The organism is Methylobacter sp. S3L5C (genome assembly GCF_022788635.1).
Classification (GTDB): Bacteria; Pseudomonadota; Gammaproteobacteria; order Methylococcales; family Methylomonadaceae; genus Methylobacter_C.
Genome location: NZ_CP076024.1, coordinates 2,318,350 through 2,334,491, shown reverse-complemented (window position 1 = coordinate 2,334,491; position 16,142 = coordinate 2,318,350). Strand labels below are relative to the sequence as shown.

Below are 16,142 nucleotides of genomic sequence, written 5' to 3'. Positions count from 1 at the left end.
GCCCTGCAAGGTCACTAATCATGGATCATACTGTAAACGGCTTCAACCACATCGGAGATAGTGCGGGCGCTCTTGAAATCTTCGGGTTTAACCGATTTTCCGGTCATTTCCTTAATCCGCACAATCATATCGACGGCATCAATACTATCGAAATCAAGATCTTGGTATAAGCGTGCTTCCAGCGTAATCGCTTTTTCATCGACTTCAAACATCTCGACCAAAATAGTTTTAATAGCACTTAAAATTTCTTCACGATTATTCATGATCGCGTTAACCCTGCACTGATTTAATATAATCGGCCAAAGTTGAAACGGAAGAAAAAATCTTTACGACATCTTCTTTTTCAGCCTCAATTTTTACATTGTATTTTTTGCGGATAGCCAACCCCAGCTCCAGTGCATCTATTGAATCGAGCCCCAGCCCCTCATTAAAAAGCGGTGCATGACTATCTATATCGGCAACACTGATATCTTCAAGATCCAGTGCATCGATAATCAATTGCTTTAATTCATTTTCCATAGTTTTTATAGCGTTCTCTCTGTTGCGTAAAATAATCCTGCAAGTACTGGTTAAAACGGCGTACAGCAATTGATTTAGGTTGTATTAAAAGAAATTCATCCAGGGCAATATCATTCCCTACGTGCATCACCAGATGAAAGCGGCGCTCCGGGATTTGATACCATGGCTCGGCTTTCGTTAAGGTACTCGGGTAACATGAGAGTGTCACCGGTGTTACGATTTTATTGGCCTGCAACGCTATCGCAGCGGCTCCCCGCTGAAAAAGGCACGGCTTGCCTGGCATCGAGCGTGTTCCTTCCGGAAAAATAATCATGGTGCCGCCTGACTTTAACCATTCGACACAGTCGGCTATCATTTTCTCAGGATCGCTGTTACTGATATAGCCGGCATTGACTATAGCCCCACGCATAAAGGGATTACGCCAAAGACTGTCTTTAACTATGCAGTTTGCCTGCTTAATACGACTGATTAAAAAGACAATATCGACCAGCGTCGGATGATTAGCCATGATCAGCTGTCCCGGTCGATTAAGTTTTTCCAGGCCATTTATTTCGTAAGTCATGATCCCAATTCTGTGCATGAGACCAATAAAAACATAAAAACTGTAATGGACAACGCCCTGTCCCCTGCTTGCCTTCTGCAAATTATTACCTGGCAACACTGACAACACCGGAAAAACCAGCAACCACAACAACAACCCGCCCATGGCGAAAATAAAAAAACTAAAACCTGTCGCAAAAAGACGCCAGCCATAGCTTAATTTTCGGATTATTTTTTGTGCCATGTCCAGCTATGCCCCTGATTGCCTAAACTTAATGATGGCTCTTTAGCAAGAAGAAACCTTAAAAATAGTTGTAATTGTACAGGATGCTCGCCATCATCACGAGATTGCGTGCAACGGTCAAGCTGAAAAGGTAAACCATCACCGACCAAGGCAATTCTTAATGCAAGTACACATGGATCAGGGCTATTAAGATTAAAAGGAGCGATGGGATAAAAATCAGCAATGGGCTCATCGTATAAAATAATTAGAACTTCATCAGCACCTTCATACAGCATACCGAGCGCTTCTATAAAAGCGGGGGCAATACCTTCTTGTCCCGGGGCAATAACAGTTATTTCCTGAGTGTTGCGATAAGCAATAGAAAACAGGCCAGCGATAGCATTATGTACGGACAGGCTAAACGCTGTCGGAGAAAGCTCATGACCTGCCTGAATCGTTTGAAGCATGGTTAATGATTTACATATTTCACCATGTGCAGAGCTAAACACGACGGGGAATGTTTTTTCTCCATTGATGCATAGATCAGCGACATTAAAAACAGCTTTGGCCAATGGCGTTAATCGGCGCCGTAGCATTTTAGGTACGCACTCTGGTACGACAGAGTTGCCAAGTTCCATCAACCTGTCATCTCTGGCACTAAAGCCCGGAGCCCATGCGCTCCATTGACACAAGATAAAATCAGACATCATCACTCATTACATCACATTACAGTGTTGGTATTTTCATTTAACAAGCAACATCGCTGGTACTTGCCGGAAGTCTGAAATAATCAGTTAACTCTGCAAGCCAGACAAGCGATTAAATATAATTGGCTTTAAACTATTCACTGGGGTGTTCCTGTTCTTCAGTAACCGAGTTGACGACTCTTTTTGTACCCCTGCCGATAGCTTGAAAAGTATTACGCGAGCCATGACCAATGTCTGTTGTTACATTTTTTGTTGTCTGGCCGATTGACCGACCCGCTTCTTTAAATTCAGCGCAAGCGACCAGCAGGCATAACAGCGTCAGGCCTGTAAAAAATTTTATAACTACGTTGACCATGTCATCCTCAAACTTTCTATAAACGTTGACGTTGTAACTTATTCAGCGTTAACGGCATATGAACAATAACCAACAACTTACAGGGAACAGAAAAAAGCCTGCAACAAGACCCACAAAAATATACCTTGGCACACACCTGTAAGGCGCATAATTAAAAACTCAACTAAATACCATAACATTCATCAACGATAAGCCTGTAAAATCCCACAAAATAGTTTAATGAATCTACCAACGCCAGAATTTTAAAGCAATCACAATGACTATTCATTGCCAACCTACTTGGCCCTGTTTTTAGTATGCTCTTAAGCAGGCCACAACAATAAACGGAACCAGTCAAATGTGTAAAGTTATTATCATCGGCGCAGGGCCTTCGGGCAGTATCGCCGGAGCATTATTACATAACAGCGGCCATCAGGTCACCATTCTCGAGCGTCAGCAATTTCCACGCTTCAGCATAGGCGAAAGCCTGCTGCCGCAATGCATGGAATTCATCCAGCAGGCTGGTATGATGGATGCCGTTGTTAATGCCGGTTTTCAGTTTAAAAATGGTGCATCCTTTGCTTACAAAGACCAGCACACGGAGTTTAATTTTGAAGACAAATTTACCGCTGGTATTGGCACTACATTCCAGGTTCAACGTGGCCGATTTGATGAAATACTTGCCAATGAAGTCGTTCGAATGGGCGTTGATATACGCTGGCAGACAGAGGTAACTGCCGTTGATTTTTCAGGCGACAAACCAAAACTTGACGTACGTAACCCATCAGGTGAAGTAACAACTTATGAGGCTGATTTTGTCCTCGATGCCAGTGGTTTCGGACGTATATTGCCGCGTTTACTGGATCTGGAATCACCTTCCGGTTTTCCGGTCAGAAAAGCCTTGTTTGGGCATATTGAAGATCGTATTGATGATGCGCAGTTTGACAGAAACAAAATACGAATTACCGTTCATCCTGACCATAAAGATGTTTGGTTATGGGTAATTCCATTTAGCAATGGCCGCAGCAGTGTTGGTGTTGTCGCACAAACTGATTTTTTTCAGACGTGGGATTGTAACGATATTGCCCTGAAAGACATCATTAACCAGGATGACAGCTTGCGCACGTTACTAAAAAATGCTGTGTTTGATGACAAAATCAATGCGATTACCGGCTATGCAGCGAATGTAAAAAGTTTGTATGGCAAAGGCTACGCCCTACTTGGTAATGCCGGCGAGTTTCTGGACCCCGTATTTTCATCGGGTGTAACGATTGCGATGAAATCAGCAAGCCTGGCAGCGGCTGTTCTGGACAGGCAATTTAAACAGGAAGCCGTGGACTGGAACACCGACTATGCCATCCCGTTGCAGCGCGGAGTCGATACTTTTCGCGTATTTGTCGATGCTTGGTATGACGGACGTTTTCAGGATGTAATTTTTCACCAAAAACAACAACCAAAAATCAAAACAATGATTTGTTCGATACTCGCAGGCTATGCCTGGGATGAAGCGAATCCTTATGTAAAAAACGCCCGTTCCAGACTGGATACACTGGTCGAATTATGCCGCGCGAATTAAAAAGCCGTTTAAAAACGACTACCACTATCCATAACGGCATTACGCAAGAACTCAAAAAATTCATGGGCTTTATAGTCACTTGGTTTTTTCGCATTTTCACACCGCCTTTATTTCGAATAAAGTTTGATTGGATTCGTGACATTTTTAAACAACTGCCAATAGCTTTAATAATCCTGGCCTGCCTAAGCAGTTGTGCATTATTAACCCATCCAGAAGAGTCTGAATCAGCTAAATCAATACCCATGGCATCACCTATAAGCCCTGCCAGGCGTGTTATGCAACAAATAACGGCATCCTGGCCAGGTCGGCAGGAAACACTAATTTGCGTACTGGAGCTTGATAGTAAACACGTTGCGATAGCGGGATTAAGTAACGAAGGCCTCAGCCTGTTCAATTTAAACTATGACGGCAAATCGTTAACGCTGAATAAAAGCCCGCTATTGCCGGATAGTTTTTCCCCCGAACTTATCATCAAAGATCTGCAACTGGTTTACTGGCCACAGGCCGAATTACAAAAAATATTGCCTCGCTATTGGCGCCTGGAAGCTGATAGCCAACATCGGCGCTTGTATTACCACAATGAACTACGCGTTGACGTTGATTATTTACAGCCTGACAGCCTATGGGCTAAAGAAGTGAAGGTAACCAACCATCACTACAACTACTATTTGCACATTAAAACGGTTAATTATGAGTCTTTACCTGAATGATTTAGGCTTGTTATGCGCGGCCGGAAATTCCAGGCCCGAAGTCTTAAAACGCTTGTTGGCCGGCGATCGTTCCGGCTTAATCGCAACAAATGCCTTCGGACCTGCAACCATCGTCGGACAGTGCACAGATGAACTGCCTGAAATAGATCCCCAATACTCTATTTATCAGTGCAGGAATAACCAGTTGTTACTGGCGGCGTTAAACCAGATCAGAGCGACCGTAGACAAGGTGACAGCTAAATTTGGTTCCGACCGCATCGGTATTGTACTGGGCACAAGCACATCCGGCGTCAGAAGCACTGAACTGGCATTAGCTTATCTGGCTGAACACGCATCATTACCGGACAATTTCCATTATAAACAACAACAAATGGGTGCAGGTGCCGATTTCCTTGGCGCCTATTTGGGCCTGACCGGCCCCGCTTACACCATTTCCACAGCCTGTTCATCCAGCGGCAAGGCTTTTGCTTCGGCTCGTCGCCTGATTAATCTTGATTTATGCGACGCTGTCATTGTCGGTGGCGCCGATAGCTTATGTAATCTGACTATTAACGGCTTTGCCGCGCTTGAGTCTCTCAGCACAGGCTACTGCAAACCGTTCGGCAAACATCGCAACGGCATTAATATCGGCGAAGCGGCAAGTCTTTTTGTCCTGAGCAAAGAACCGGGGCCGGTAGCATTACTGGGTATAGGAGCCAGTAGCGACGCCTATCATTTTTCCGCACCCGACCCGACCGGTACAGCTGTCATTACCGCTATGAAGAAGGCCTTGAACGATGCCGGAAAGCAGCCAAATGAGGTGGATTACCTTAATTTACATGGTACGGCTACCGTGTTAAACGACAGGATGGAAAGCAAAGCCGCCAATGCAATATTCGGTTCCAAAGTTGCAGCCAGTTCCAGTAAAGGCATGACCGGTCATACCTTGGGTGCGGCCGCCGCTTTGGAGTTGGGTTTTTGTTGGATGCTACTGGCTGAAAATGAACAGGGGGCATTAATTCCCAATATTAACGATGATGAGTCGGATACCGGCTTGGCACCGCTCAATCTGGTTAAAAAAGGCGATAAACTGGAGCGTAGTATTAATGTCTGCCAAAGCAACTCCTTCGCGTTTGGCGGCAATAATTTATCTATTATCATCGCAAGAACATAAGAATTCACTCGTTTTTTGAAACCCAAAAGGCAATTGTACGCCAAGTGTTTGTTATACTAACTATATAGAAAGTTACTAATATACCCAAACAATAACTTATTGGAAGATACCTAACCGTAACCGGGTTACGGTTAGGTTACAAAGTGCCCATATAAGTAGAGAAATTAATCAAATTCTGAGGAACTTTAGCTTGATAGATTGTACTGATATTGCGGAACTTATCCCGCATAGCGGCTCCATGGTATTGTTGGATAGAATTATTGACTATGATGAATACACGCTATCTGCCGAGTTGGTTGTTCGTGATGACGGCCTTTTCGGTAACCAAAAAACGATACCAGCATGGGTAGGTATTGAATATATGGCGCAAGCAGTAGCGGCTTATGGAGGTATCAAGTCCAAGCAGTCAGGAGAACCGATAAAGCTGGGGTTTTTACTTGGCACACGTCTTTATACCAGTAATGTCGACAGTATTAACGTTGGCTCTACGTTGACAATACAGATAAAGAGTATTATACAAGACGAAAAACTGGGGGTTTTTGATTGCAAAATTCATGGCATCGGTATTGAAATCAGTTCCAACCTCAATGTTTATCAACCTCTCATAGAAACCAGGCAAAAAACCGGATCATGAAAAAAACAATTTTAGTCACCGGTTCCAGTCGAGGTATAGGTAAAGCTATTGCCTTATATCTGGCCAAACAGGGCTTTGATTTGGTGATCCATTACCGTAGCCAACAAGCACAAGCAGAAAATGTGATCGCCGAAATTGAACAGCTAGGACAATCAGCAAGATTATTACCATTCGATATTGCCAACCGTAGCCAATGCGCCGAACAAATCAATCAGGATATTGACATTTACGGAGCTTATTATGGAGTGGTCTGCAATGCCGGCATTACCGCCGACAATGCGTTTCCGGCACTGACAGGAGAAGAATGGGACAGTGTGATACACACCAATCTTGATAGCTTCTACAACGTATTGCAACCAGTCATTATGCCGATGATTAGAAGGCGGCAGCCCGGGCGCATTGTCACCTTGTCGTCAGCTTCCGGTATTATCGGTAACCGCGGCCAGGTCAATTACAGCGCAGCAAAAGCAGGTATCATTGGGGCCACTAAAGCACTGGCTCTGGAACTGGCGAAACGCGAAATTACCGTCAACTGTGTAGCTCCGGGGTTAATTGCAACCGATATGATTAATGAACTGCCACTGGATGAAATCAAAAAAATGATACCGGCACGTAGAATCGGTAATCCTAAAGAAGTTGCTGCCGCAGTCGCTTTTTTAATGTCAGAAGATGCAGGTTATATCACCCGACAAGTAATATCAGTCAATGGTGGTTTATGTTAAAGCGCGTGGTCGTGACCGGAATGGCCGGCCTTTCACCAATCGGCAACGACTGGCAACAAGTTGCAGCACGACTGAAAATAAACTCTAACGGCATTCAATTTATGCCGGAATGGGATAACTATATCGGCCTTAATACCCGTTTGGGTGCACCTGTCGATTTTATCAAGCCGGCACATTATTCCAGAAAAAAAATCCGGAGCATGGGCCGTATTGCGCTAATGGCGACTTATGCGACAGAACTGGCACTGATTGATGCCGGTTTGTTAAATGATCCCTGCCTTAATAACGGGCAAACGGGCATAGCCTATGGCAGTTGTGCAGGCAGTTTTGAGGCCTTGGCGGAATTTGGCAACATGCTGCTCAACCACACGGTCAACGGCCTTAATGCAACGTCATATATCAGAATGATGGCGCATACAACACCCGTTAATATCGGCCTTTTTTTCGGTATTAACGGCCGGATTTATACCACATCCAGCGCCTGTACTTCAAGCAGTCAAGGTATAGGTTACGCCTATGAAGCCATTAAACATGGCTACCAGAAATTAATGGTGGCTGGTGGTGCCGAAGAACTTTCTGCCGCTGAAGCCGCCGTCTTCGATACCCTGTTTGCCACAAGCATTCGTAACGATACACCGGAAAAAAGTCCAAGACCGTTTGACCGTGATCGCGATGGCTTAGTCATAGGCGAAGGTGCAGGAACGCTGATTCTTGAAGAACGCGAACATGCGCTGGCCCGTGGCGCTCATATTCATGCAGAACTAATCGGTTTCGGAACCAATTCAGACGGCCTGCATGTAACCCAGCCGGACCAACACAGCATGGAAACCGTAATACGCCTGGCTTTGCAGGACGCTCAGCTGGATGCATCAGCTATCGGCTATATCAGTGCTCACGGCACAGCGACCGTGCATGGCGATGTTGCAGAAAGTCATGCTACGGCGGCCGTATTTGGTACCAATACGCCCATCAGTTCGCTAAAAAGCTTTACCGGTCATACGCTGGGAGCATGCGGAGCACTAGAAGCATGGGTTGCAATCAACATGATGAATGAAGGCTGGTTTCATGCTACTGCCAATCTTGAAAACATAGATCCTGCTTGCGCACAATTGGATTATATTAAGGACAAGATTCGGCTATTAAATTGCAAATATGTTATGAGTAATAATTTTGCTTTTGGTGGTATAAATACGTCGTTAATTTTTAAACGGGGCAATGACTAATACCTATGTCGGCTTGATTGAATTGAATAGCAATAACAAAAAACTATTTTAAAAAAAGACAAATTATAGAATCTACTGATTAGTATTTTGAAATACCAAAAATTATTCATAAGATACACATATTATTCTTTAAGAAAGATCAAAAATACCGTTTCAAGGAAATAAAAGATTGAATTATTCGGTTAAATTCCCTATCCTTAGTTAGATTAAATTTTAATCAAATATAATAATTTCCTGGCCAAGAGATCATCTGATCTCTTGGCTTTTACACCAAAAGAGGTCACTATGAAAAAATCATTAGGTACATTAGCAGGTATCGTTTTAATCGCTTTAAGTGGATCAGCATTGGCTGACGAACAACTTGAAATTGGTCAAAAAATTTATGACCGTGCTTTTGGCCGTGGTTGCGGTACTTGCCACGATATCGCTTCAAATCCACAGTTAAGTGCCAATATTAAAGCGGGCACTTTGGACAGAGCGTCATTTGAAAAAGTTCTGAAAGAAGGTAAAGGCGGCATGCCAAAAGCTATCGCAGAAATTATGGCAAACAAAGCTGTTATAAAAGCAGGATATGGCGAAGATCAAGCTGTTGACGCCTTATATGCTTATATCAGCAGTAAATAATATATAAAAAGCAGTACAAAAAAAGCCGCCCTAATCATTGACTGGGGCGGCTTTTTTATGGGCGAATATAATTTTAGGGCGACTAAAAAGGTAGCCCCGGCATTATTTTTTGCCTAAATAATGCATGATGGTTGCTTTATAAGGCAGGCGATAACGATTTTTAAACCAGATACCGGCAACTGCCGCCAGCATCAATCCACAAGAAGCAATTGTCAGATAAACAAGGCGCTTTAACTCAGACATTTCCTGCATTAATTGCTCATTAGGAATAATTACTTTCGCTTTTTTAACAGGCTCTGAATAAGAGCGCAGAACTTGCATGTCATTTTTCAAATCCTCAATGGTACCTAATGAGGCAGAAACTGAGCCGAGTTGAATACTTTGCTCTAATGCTCTTAATTTACTTTCAATTGAACCACTGACCAAGCCAACAAACTGCCCTTTCAAGATATTAACTTCAGCAGATAATACGGGATTCATTTCAGTAACAGTCACTTCAGCCTTTTTAAAGTGGGTTAGGTCATTGGCAGGAAGGAAGAAAAAACCGGTGATAACAATAACAGTCATCAAGAAAAAAACCGTAGCTCTTAACCATCGATTCACTTTCATCAAGCCATGATGAGAAGGTATTCTTTGCAGAACTACAATATCTGATTTCGTCTCGTGTAACTTACTCATTATTTACTTCCTCTCAAACCAGGTAACAACGAATATCCCGGCTGGATTACTATTATTTTTTATAGCCGGAATGATAATAAAACAACCATCACGGCAACCTGAAACAGAATTATACAAGCTAAATAAAATTTGTCCCTTAATTTTTATCGGCTTTATTAACGCAAGCGTTTAGCGGCTGCTATACGCATTCTAAGCGCATTTAACTTAATAAAACCCTCGGCATCTTTTTGGTTATAAGCACCGCCATCATCTTCAAAAGTGGCAATGCTTTCATCAAATAAACTGTCGGTATCAGAAGCCCTCCCAACCACCACGACATTACCTTTATATAGTTTAAGCCTGACTTTACCATTCACGGTTTCTTGCGACGCATTAATCATGGTTTGCAACATAAGGCGCTCAGGACTCCACCAATAACCGTTATAGATTAATGATGCGTAACGTGGCATTAACTCATCTTTTAAATGCGCCACTTCCCGATCCAGGGTTAATGACTCAATCGCACGATGGGCTTTTAGCATAACCGTACCCGCAGGTGTCTCATAACAGCCGCGTGACTTCATACCCACGTAGCGATTTTCAACAATATCCAGGCGACCGATACCATTGCTACCTGCAATTTTGTTTAATTGCTCCAGAACCGTCGCAGGTGAACAAGGCACATCATCAATGGCAACAATATCGCCTTGTTGGTAAGTCAGTTCAATATAAGTCGCTGTATCGGGTGCCGCTTCCGGTGAAACTGTCCAGCGCCACATATCTTCTTCGGGTTCTGTCCAGGGATTTTCCAAGATACGACCTTCATAAGAGATATGCAGTAAATTGGCATCCATTGAATAAGGCGAGGTTTTGCCTTTTTTCTGTTCTACAGAAATACCATGTTTTTCAGCATAAGCCAGCAGACTTTGCCTTGAGTTTAAATCCCATTCACGCCACGGCGCAATAACCTGTATATCAGGACGCAAGGCGTAAGCACCCAACTCAAAACGCACCTGATCGTTGCCTTTACCGGTAGCGCCATGAGAAATGGCGGTAGCACCTGTTTCATTGGCGATTTCAATCAAGCGTTTGGCAATTAAAGGCCGTGCAATTGCAGTACCCAGTAAATACTCGCCTTCATAAATAGTGTTGGCACGAAACATGGGGAAAACATAATCACGTGCAAATTCTTCACGTAAATCTTCAATAAAAATATCTTTTATACCGGCAGCCTTGGCTTTTTCCCGTGCTGGCTCAACTTCTTCGCCTTGTCCTAAATCTGCCGTAAAAGTGACCACCTCACAGGCATAAACATCCTGTAACCACTTAAGAATAACGGAAGTATCCAAACCTCCAGAATAAGCCAGTACAACTTTGTTGATTTTTGACATAACGCCTTCGTGTTTCAAGTTAAAAATGTTTTAAATTATACCTGAAAACAAGCCATCGGCAGTAGCGATCGATAACGTAACCCGGAAAATTTTCTTACTTGACAGTCAATCCGGCCCTTGCAAAAAAAATAAAACGGGCAAATCTTGTTGCCTTTTTAAGCAAACAAACCCTGTGGCGATGCCTCTCAAAGAATGAGCTCATTTACGCCGCACGGCTAAATTGTTTTTTACGCAGTAGACTTTGAAGGCAGTAACAATTGATTCCTGGAATCGTCAAGACGATGACGACCCCAGGATTCTATAAATTACGATTTTTACTTATGATGATTATCGCATGGCGTCTAAAATGGCATTACCCATTTCGATCGTTCCACATTTTGATTGCGGATTAAGGTCTTGGGTAACAAACTTGCCCTCATTAACCACTTTTTCAACCGCATTTTTAATGCGAGCTGCAGCCTGGGTTTCGCCCAGATGATTCAACATCATCACGCCTGCCATAATAACGGCAATAGGATTAGCCAGATTTTTTCCGGTTATATCGGGTGCACTACCATGCACTGCTTCAAATAGTGCTGCGTCAGCACCTATGTTGGCACCGGGAATCAAGCCCAGCCCACCGACCAGACCGGCCGTCAAATCCGATAAAATATCACCAAACATATTGGTACAGACGACAACATCAAACTGCTGCGGATTCATAACCATGTGCATACAAGCGGCATCAACGATTTTTTCGTCAAACTGAATATCGGGATAACGCACCGCCGTTTCTCTGGCAATATCCAGAAACAAGCCTTGGGTATATTTTAAAATATTGGCCTTATGACAAACGGTAACTTTTTGTCGATCATTATCCCGTGCATATTTAAAAGCATAATCGATAATACGCTCTGAAGCTACTCGGGTGACCACGGCCAGACTTTCAGCGATATCTTTTTTAGGTGTAAGATAATGCTCAAGCCCGCAATACAGGCCTTCGGTATTTTCCCTGACAATAACAATATCGACATCTTCGTAACGTGTTTTTATACCCGGCCAACTTTTAGCCGGACGGACATTGGCATACAGTTCGTATTTCTGCCTCAAAGCCACATTAATACTTCTAAATCCGGTTCCAACAACAGTCGTCAAAGGACCTTTAAAAGCCAAGCGGGTTCTATCAAACGATGCCAGGGTTTCATCAGGTAGCGGCGTACCAAATTTTTCAAAAGCAGCCATTCCAGCATACGCTTCTTCCCAATGAATTTTTACGCCTGACGCATCAATAATCTTTACGGCCTCATCTATAATTGAAGGACCGATACCATCACCCTTTATCAACGTGACATTATGCATAATTATCTCCACAGCTTAATTAATACTTTTGCCAAACGGCTAAAGTGATTGTTTATATAAAACTTAAGGTGATCTCCAAAAATAAATATACCCCGACAGCGCAGGAATTTTGTTCACAACAAAGCGGAAAAACAGCTGCGTAGCTGGCTACATAACTATTTTGACAGCGCAAGAAATGAATAAAAAGACCCACACGTTGGAGTCTATTTTTCGCAGGAAACCACCTAAGTAAGGGATGATCTCAAAAGCCTTAATAGCGTATTAAGCCCAATCGAATCACAAAAAATATTTTAACACGTTGACTCCAACATTTACGACTGATAGCGATCCAATAAACAATGAATTTATCAGCTAAATAATTTCAGCATTCCGTATCAGCTCAATCTTTACTTTATCACCCACTTCAACACCCTGGCATTCAATGGGTAACACCATGTAACAATCGGCTTGACTCATCGAACTGAGTATATTTGAACCCTGCTTTCCCGATGATGCCACAAAAAATTCGCCGTATTGATCCTGACTTAAGATTCCCCGCTGATATTCCTGGCGTCCAGGAGCTTTTTTTAATAGTGACGTACATGTTGCTGTTAATTGCCAAGGTTTTATAGCAGATACGCCGGACAACTGCTTAAGCGCCGGCACTACCAAGTGCTGAAAAGTGACAATAACCGCCACAGGATTACCCGGTAACCCAAAGAAATAACAGTCACCTATTTTTCCGAAAGCCAAAGGTTTTCCGGGCTTGATAGCGATTTTCCAAAAATCCACCTCGCCACAACGCTCCAGTATTTCTTTAACATAATCGGCCTCACCTACCGATGCACCACCGGTAGTAATAACCACATCATGATTTTTTGCAGCATCAATAAAACGCTCCTCCAGCAACTGTTTATTGTCAGCGATTACACCCATATCCGTGACACAGTAACTGGCATCAGTTAATAGCCCACCTAACATATAACGGTTGCTGTCGTATATTTGCCCGGATACCAATGGCAGGCCTAATGCCGTTAACTCATCTCCGGTAGAAAAAAAGGCTATCTTGACAGGCCGCTTAACGACAAGTTTATCAATACCTGCTGAAGCCAACAAACCAAGATCGATAGCATTCAACTTTTTGGGAGCGGTACACAATAAACTACCCTCCCGGATATCTTCACCTATCTCTCTGATATTTTGTCGCAAACGTGCTTTCGCTAAAAAATGTATCACTTGTCCTTTAACAAAAACCTGTTCCTGCATCACCACTGAGTCGGCTTCATCAGGCAATACTGCACCGGTAAAAATACGGATACAGTATCCTGGAGGTAAAGGTCCCTTAAAAGGACGTCCGGCCCATGAAGTGCCGGCTAAAGTCAGGGTAAAAGGTTGTTCATGGTGAGCATCCTGACTGGAGAAAGCATAACCATCCATGGCAGAATTTCTGTCATGAGGAATATTGATCGGTGAATAAACGGATTCAGATAGAACCCGTCCTAAAGCATCTTTTAAAAAAACATTTTCTGATTCTGCGACAGGCCGGAAAGCCGCTTCAATTCTTGCCAAGGCCGCCTCAACCGATAGCAAGGGTTTTGGCTCCTGACTACATAAGTCAATCATAAATGCCTCATAAATTGCTGTAAAATAAAATCGGCTATCATTTCAGGCTGATTGATGTCCAACCAAGTCAGAGTATTCGGTATTTCCACTGCCTCATCAGTAGCAATGGCAATAATGTTTGGGTCATTAGGGTAAAGCAACGACTTGTTAAGCGAGGGCCGATGTAATTCAATTTTAGGAAATTGCTCGGCTTTAAAACCTTCGACAAGAATCAAATCCAGTGCAGATTGATCAAATAATTTTAACTGATCATCCAACCGGGGTTCTTGTTCCGGGGTAATTTCAGTAATCATTGCACGACGATGCGTTGAGACCAGCATAACTGGCGAAGCCCCGGCTTCTCGCAAACGAAAGCTGTCTTTTCCGGGCTGATCTATTTGAAAACTATGATGACTGTGTTTAATTAAACCGATACGCAAGCCATACTGTTTTAAAATCGGGATTATTTGTGTAAGTAACGTCGTTTTACCCGTTCCGCTAAAAGCAGCAAAACCTAATATGGGGACATGAGCATTTTGCATGGCATTCAATTCATCAGACTGTTATCGTGGAATGCGTTATTCTAAGGTATTATTGACTAAGGATCATTAATCCTGGAGAAAAAATTGATTCGAATTTATTTAATTCTGTTACTGGTCATCATTGCCTTTTTTAGCTTGCGTGCGTTTCAAAAATCTTCACCCTCTTTATTGGCAAAATATGCCAGAGTGTCATTGCTATGCATTATTGGCCTGACCTTACTTTATTTAACGGCAACCGGACGCTTAAATTGGCTATTTGCGTTGCTGGGTTTGGCTGTTGCTTATCTGTTCAGATTGATGCCAACCTTGCTACACTATGCGCCCCAATTGCAACGGTTGTGGCAAGAATTTTACGGTTCAAAACAACATGCGTCACAACAACAAAGTGATGCCAGCGTGAAAGGAAAAATGTCTGTTGAAGAGGCTTATGAAGTCTTAGGCTTAAAACCCGGCGCATCCGAGCAGGACATCATTCTCGCTCACCGTAAATTAATGCAAAAAATACATCCTGACCGCGGTGGCTCCGATTATTTGGCTGCGAAAATAAATTTGGCTAAAAAGATTTTATTGAAAATAAAATAATCCATGTATTTCTTTTATTCAACGCTTTATTTTATTGTCATCCTGGTAGGATTTTCTGTGTTAACTGCCTGTACAACAGATGGTTATTACGCACCTCTAATGACTAATAACAATGAATCTTTCGAAGATAGACAAGTTTTTTTACCCGGCAATCAGCCTTTAAATAAAAAGCACTTGATTACTACCAATGATATAAAAAAACGCCAGTCAGTAGTCTATCAACGGCCCGCTAATTCTATCGATTCAGCTTCCCTAAATACCTTTCAACAACCATCACTCCGGAACAAAAAATCGTCTCCTGCTACTTTATCGGCAGGATTTAAAAGCCCCAAAGAAAACATTGCCACCAGAAAAAGACCCGCTATAACAACAAAAAAAACCACTCCCATAGCTATTAAATCAACGTCAAAAGTTGGCAGTATTGATAAAAAACAGTCAGCTAAACTCGATACTGTAAAAAAACAGAAGAACTCACAAAAAAACTCAATTACCTCACTAAACGATAAAAAAAAGGTTACGCTAAGCTTTGGCTGGCCTATTAAAGGCAAAATTTTAAAAAGCTTTTCTCCCTCTCATAATAAAGGCATTGATATAGCAGTCAAGCAGCAACAGTCAGTAAAAGCGACTGAAGCAGGAACCGTTGTTTATGGCGGACAAGGCCTGATTGGCTTCGGTAAGTTATTAATTATAAAACACAATTCTGTTTATTTAAGCGCTTATGCCAATAATAGCCGACTCTTGGCCAAGGAAGGACAATATATACAAAAAGGACAAATTATCGCAGAGGTGGGCAAGGCCGGAATAAAGCGCTCATATTTGCATTTTGAAATAAGAAAAAAAGGCAAACCTGTTAACCCGCTGAATCTTCTACCTAGAAAATAATACCCATACTATTAACACCACGTCAATAAGTACAAACACTTACGTAGTAATACCTAAGTAGTTGTACCTATTGTGATGCCGGGTAATCCATGGAAAAATCATCATCAACGCAATTGATGTGTTAAATGAAGCATTAAGACCATACGCTCTAAAATATCGGCTAATTTGTGCTTTGATAATGTCATCCTTAGGCTACCCTCAGGA

General features: G+C 42.6%; 19 protein-coding genes. 9 read left to right on the top strand and 10 right to left on the bottom strand.

Going from position 1 to position 16,142, the window contains the following annotated elements; translation table 11 throughout:
• Positions 1–14: 14 nt before the first annotated feature.
• From KKZ03_RS10425 to KKZ03_RS10405, 5 genes are all read right to left on the bottom strand, one after another.
• Positions 15–263 (bottom strand): acyl carrier protein, encoded by a 249-nt coding sequence (locus KKZ03_RS10425; RefSeq protein ID WP_243221447.1) that lies wholly within the window; start codon positions 261–263, stop codon positions 15–17.
• Between the two features lie 7 nt (positions 264–270).
• The gene (locus tag KKZ03_RS10420; protein ID WP_371744883.1) at positions 271–519 is read right to left on the bottom strand and encodes a phosphopantetheine-binding protein; all 249 of its coding nucleotides are present in this window, start codon (positions 517–519) and stop codon (positions 271–273) included.
• Positions 509–1,303: a 1-acyl-sn-glycerol-3-phosphate acyltransferase gene (locus KKZ03_RS10415; protein ID WP_243221445.1), complete on the bottom strand. Its 795-nt coding sequence runs from the start codon at positions 1,301–1,303 to the stop codon at positions 509–511. The genes KKZ03_RS10420 and KKZ03_RS10415 overlap by 11 nt, the downstream gene beginning before the upstream one ends.
• On the bottom strand, positions 1,288–1,992 hold the full coding sequence (locus KKZ03_RS10410; protein WP_243221444.1) for a beta-ketoacyl synthase chain length factor: 705 nt from the start codon (positions 1,990–1,992) through the stop codon (positions 1,288–1,290). Before KKZ03_RS10410 ends, KKZ03_RS10415 begins: the two co-directional genes overlap by 16 nt.
• A 130-nt stretch (positions 1,993–2,122) precedes the next feature.
• On the bottom strand, positions 2,123–2,344 hold the full coding sequence (locus tag KKZ03_RS10405) for a hypothetical protein (protein ID WP_243221442.1): 222 nt from the start codon (positions 2,342–2,344) through the stop codon (positions 2,123–2,125).
• A 337-nt stretch (positions 2,345–2,681) separates the two neighbouring features.
• Here KKZ03_RS10405 and KKZ03_RS10400 point away from each other — a divergent pair, with 337 nt between their 5' ends.
• The 7 genes from KKZ03_RS10400 (at position 2,682) to KKZ03_RS10370 (ending at position 8,965) form a co-directional block, all read left to right on the top strand.
• Complete coding sequence (locus KKZ03_RS10400; RefSeq protein ID WP_243221441.1) at positions 2,682–3,899, top strand: NAD(P)/FAD-dependent oxidoreductase; 1,218 nt, start codon at positions 2,682–2,684, stop codon at positions 3,897–3,899.
• Entirely contained in the window at positions 3,884–4,609 is a 726-nt protein-coding gene (locus KKZ03_RS10395; RefSeq protein WP_243221439.1) for a DUF3261 domain-containing protein, read from the top strand. Before KKZ03_RS10400 ends, KKZ03_RS10395 begins: the two co-directional genes overlap by 16 nt.
• Positions 4,590–5,762: a beta-ketoacyl-[acyl-carrier-protein] synthase family protein gene (locus KKZ03_RS10390; protein ID WP_243221437.1), complete on the top strand. Its 1,173-nt coding sequence runs from the start codon at positions 4,590–4,592 to the stop codon at positions 5,760–5,762. The genes KKZ03_RS10395 and KKZ03_RS10390 overlap by 20 nt, the downstream gene beginning before the upstream one ends.
• A gap of 190 nt (positions 5,763–5,952) precedes the next feature.
• Positions 5,953–6,396, top strand: coding sequence for a hotdog family protein (locus KKZ03_RS10385; RefSeq protein ID WP_243221436.1), 444 nt, complete (start codon positions 5,953–5,955; stop codon positions 6,394–6,396).
• The gene (gene fabG / locus KKZ03_RS10380; RefSeq protein WP_243221435.1) at positions 6,393–7,118 is read left to right on the top strand and encodes a 3-oxoacyl-ACP reductase FabG; all 726 of its coding nucleotides are present in this window, start codon (positions 6,393–6,395) and stop codon (positions 7,116–7,118) included. Before KKZ03_RS10385 ends, fabG begins: the two co-directional genes overlap by 4 nt.
• Positions 7,112–8,341, top strand: coding sequence for a beta-ketoacyl-ACP synthase (locus KKZ03_RS10375; RefSeq protein ID WP_243221433.1), 1,230 nt, complete (start codon positions 7,112–7,114; stop codon positions 8,339–8,341). The genes fabG and KKZ03_RS10375 overlap by 7 nt, the downstream gene beginning before the upstream one ends.
• A 285-nt stretch (positions 8,342–8,626) precedes the next feature.
• The gene (locus tag KKZ03_RS10370) at positions 8,627–8,965 is read left to right on the top strand and encodes a cytochrome c (RefSeq protein ID WP_243221432.1); all 339 of its coding nucleotides are present in this window, start codon (positions 8,627–8,629) and stop codon (positions 8,963–8,965) included.
• Between the two features lie 102 nt (positions 8,966–9,067).
• On the opposite strand, the gene KKZ03_RS10365 is transcribed toward KKZ03_RS10370, so the two are convergent.
• The 5 genes from KKZ03_RS10365 to mobB all read right to left on the bottom strand — a co-directional run bounded on the left by KKZ03_RS10365 (position 9,068) and on the right by mobB (position 14,474).
• The gene (locus KKZ03_RS10365) at positions 9,068–9,643 is read right to left on the bottom strand and encodes a hypothetical protein (protein WP_243221430.1); all 576 of its coding nucleotides are present in this window, start codon (positions 9,641–9,643) and stop codon (positions 9,068–9,070) included.
• Positions 9,644–9,798: 155 nt separating this feature from the next.
• On the bottom strand, positions 9,799–11,013 hold the full coding sequence (locus KKZ03_RS10360) for an argininosuccinate synthase (RefSeq protein ID WP_243221429.1): 1,215 nt from the start codon (positions 11,011–11,013) through the stop codon (positions 9,799–9,801).
• 327 nt (positions 11,014–11,340) lie between these two features.
• Entirely contained in the window at positions 11,341–12,351 is a 1,011-nt protein-coding gene (locus tag KKZ03_RS10355) for an isocitrate/isopropylmalate dehydrogenase family protein (protein ID WP_243221427.1), read from the bottom strand.
• Between the two features lie 351 nt (positions 12,352–12,702).
• Positions 12,703–13,953 (bottom strand): gephyrin-like molybdotransferase Glp, encoded by a 1,251-nt coding sequence (glp, locus tag KKZ03_RS10350; protein ID WP_243221425.1) that lies wholly within the window; start codon positions 13,951–13,953, stop codon positions 12,703–12,705.
• Positions 13,950–14,474 (bottom strand): molybdopterin-guanine dinucleotide biosynthesis protein B, encoded by a 525-nt coding sequence (gene mobB, locus KKZ03_RS10345; protein ID WP_243221424.1) that lies wholly within the window; start codon positions 14,472–14,474, stop codon positions 13,950–13,952. The genes glp and mobB overlap by 4 nt, the downstream gene beginning before the upstream one ends.
• A gap of 84 nt (positions 14,475–14,558) precedes the next feature.
• Here mobB and KKZ03_RS10340 point away from each other — a divergent pair, with 84 nt between their 5' ends.
• Together KKZ03_RS10340 and KKZ03_RS10335 are read left to right on the top strand one after the other, a co-directional pair.
• The gene (locus KKZ03_RS10340; protein WP_243221422.1) at positions 14,559–15,056 is read left to right on the top strand and encodes a DnaJ domain-containing protein; all 498 of its coding nucleotides are present in this window, start codon (positions 14,559–14,561) and stop codon (positions 15,054–15,056) included.
• Positions 15,057–15,155: 99 nt separating this feature from the next.
• On the top strand, positions 15,156–15,938 hold the full coding sequence (locus tag KKZ03_RS10335; RefSeq protein ID WP_243221421.1) for a peptidoglycan DD-metalloendopeptidase family protein: 783 nt from the start codon (positions 15,156–15,158) through the stop codon (positions 15,936–15,938).
• Positions 15,939–16,142 lie beyond the last annotated feature (204 nt).

Bases quoted from the DNA above. Each gene is read 5' to 3' on its own strand.
- KKZ03_RS10395 (WP_243221439.1), top strand. From the start codon at position 3,884: ATGCCGCGCGAATTAAAAAGCCGTTTAAAAACGACTACCACTATCCAT.
- fabG (WP_243221435.1), top strand. From the start codon at position 6,393: ATGAAAAAAACAATTTTAGTCACCGGTTCCAGTCGAGGTATAGGTAAA.
- KKZ03_RS10355 (WP_243221427.1), bottom strand. From the start codon at position 12,351: ATGCATAATGTCACGTTGATAAAGGGTGATGGTATCGGTCCTTCAATT.
- KKZ03_RS10425 (WP_243221447.1), bottom strand. From the start codon at position 263: ATGAATAATCGTGAAGAAATTTTAAGTGCTATTAAAACTATTTTGGTC.
- KKZ03_RS10375 (WP_243221433.1), top strand. From the start codon at position 7,112: ATGTTAAAGCGCGTGGTCGTGACCGGAATGGCCGGCCTTTCACCAATC.
- KKZ03_RS10415 (WP_243221445.1), bottom strand. From the start codon at position 1,303: ATGGCACAAAAAATAATCCGAAAATTAAGCTATGGCTGGCGTCTTTTT.
- glp (WP_243221425.1), bottom strand. From the start codon at position 13,953: ATGATTGACTTATGTAGTCAGGAGCCAAAACCCTTGCTATCGGTTGAG.
- KKZ03_RS10335 (WP_243221421.1), top strand. From the start codon at position 15,156: ATGACTAATAACAATGAATCTTTCGAAGATAGACAAGTTTTTTTACCC.
- KKZ03_RS10390 (WP_243221437.1), top strand. From the start codon at position 4,590: ATGAGTCTTTACCTGAATGATTTAGGCTTGTTATGCGCGGCCGGAAAT.
- KKZ03_RS10360 (WP_243221429.1), bottom strand. From the start codon at position 11,013: ATGTCAAAAATCAACAAAGTTGTACTGGCTTATTCTGGAGGTTTGGAT.
- KKZ03_RS10405 (WP_243221442.1), bottom strand. From the start codon at position 2,344: ATGGTCAACGTAGTTATAAAATTTTTTACAGGCCTGACGCTGTTATGC.
- KKZ03_RS10420 (WP_371744883.1), bottom strand. From the start codon at position 519: ATGGAAAATGAATTAAAGCAATTGATTATCGATGCACTGGATCTTGAA.
- mobB (WP_243221424.1), bottom strand. From the start codon at position 14,474: ATGCAAAATGCTCATGTCCCCATATTAGGTTTTGCTGCTTTTAGCGGA.
- KKZ03_RS10370 (WP_243221432.1), top strand. From the start codon at position 8,627: ATGAAAAAATCATTAGGTACATTAGCAGGTATCGTTTTAATCGCTTTA.
- KKZ03_RS10400 (WP_243221441.1), top strand. From the start codon at position 2,682: ATGTGTAAAGTTATTATCATCGGCGCAGGGCCTTCGGGCAGTATCGCC.
- KKZ03_RS10365 (WP_243221430.1), bottom strand. From the start codon at position 9,643: ATGAGTAAGTTACACGAGACGAAATCAGATATTGTAGTTCTGCAAAGA.
- KKZ03_RS10410 (WP_243221444.1), bottom strand. From the start codon at position 1,992: ATGATGTCTGATTTTATCTTGTGTCAATGGAGCGCATGGGCTCCGGGC.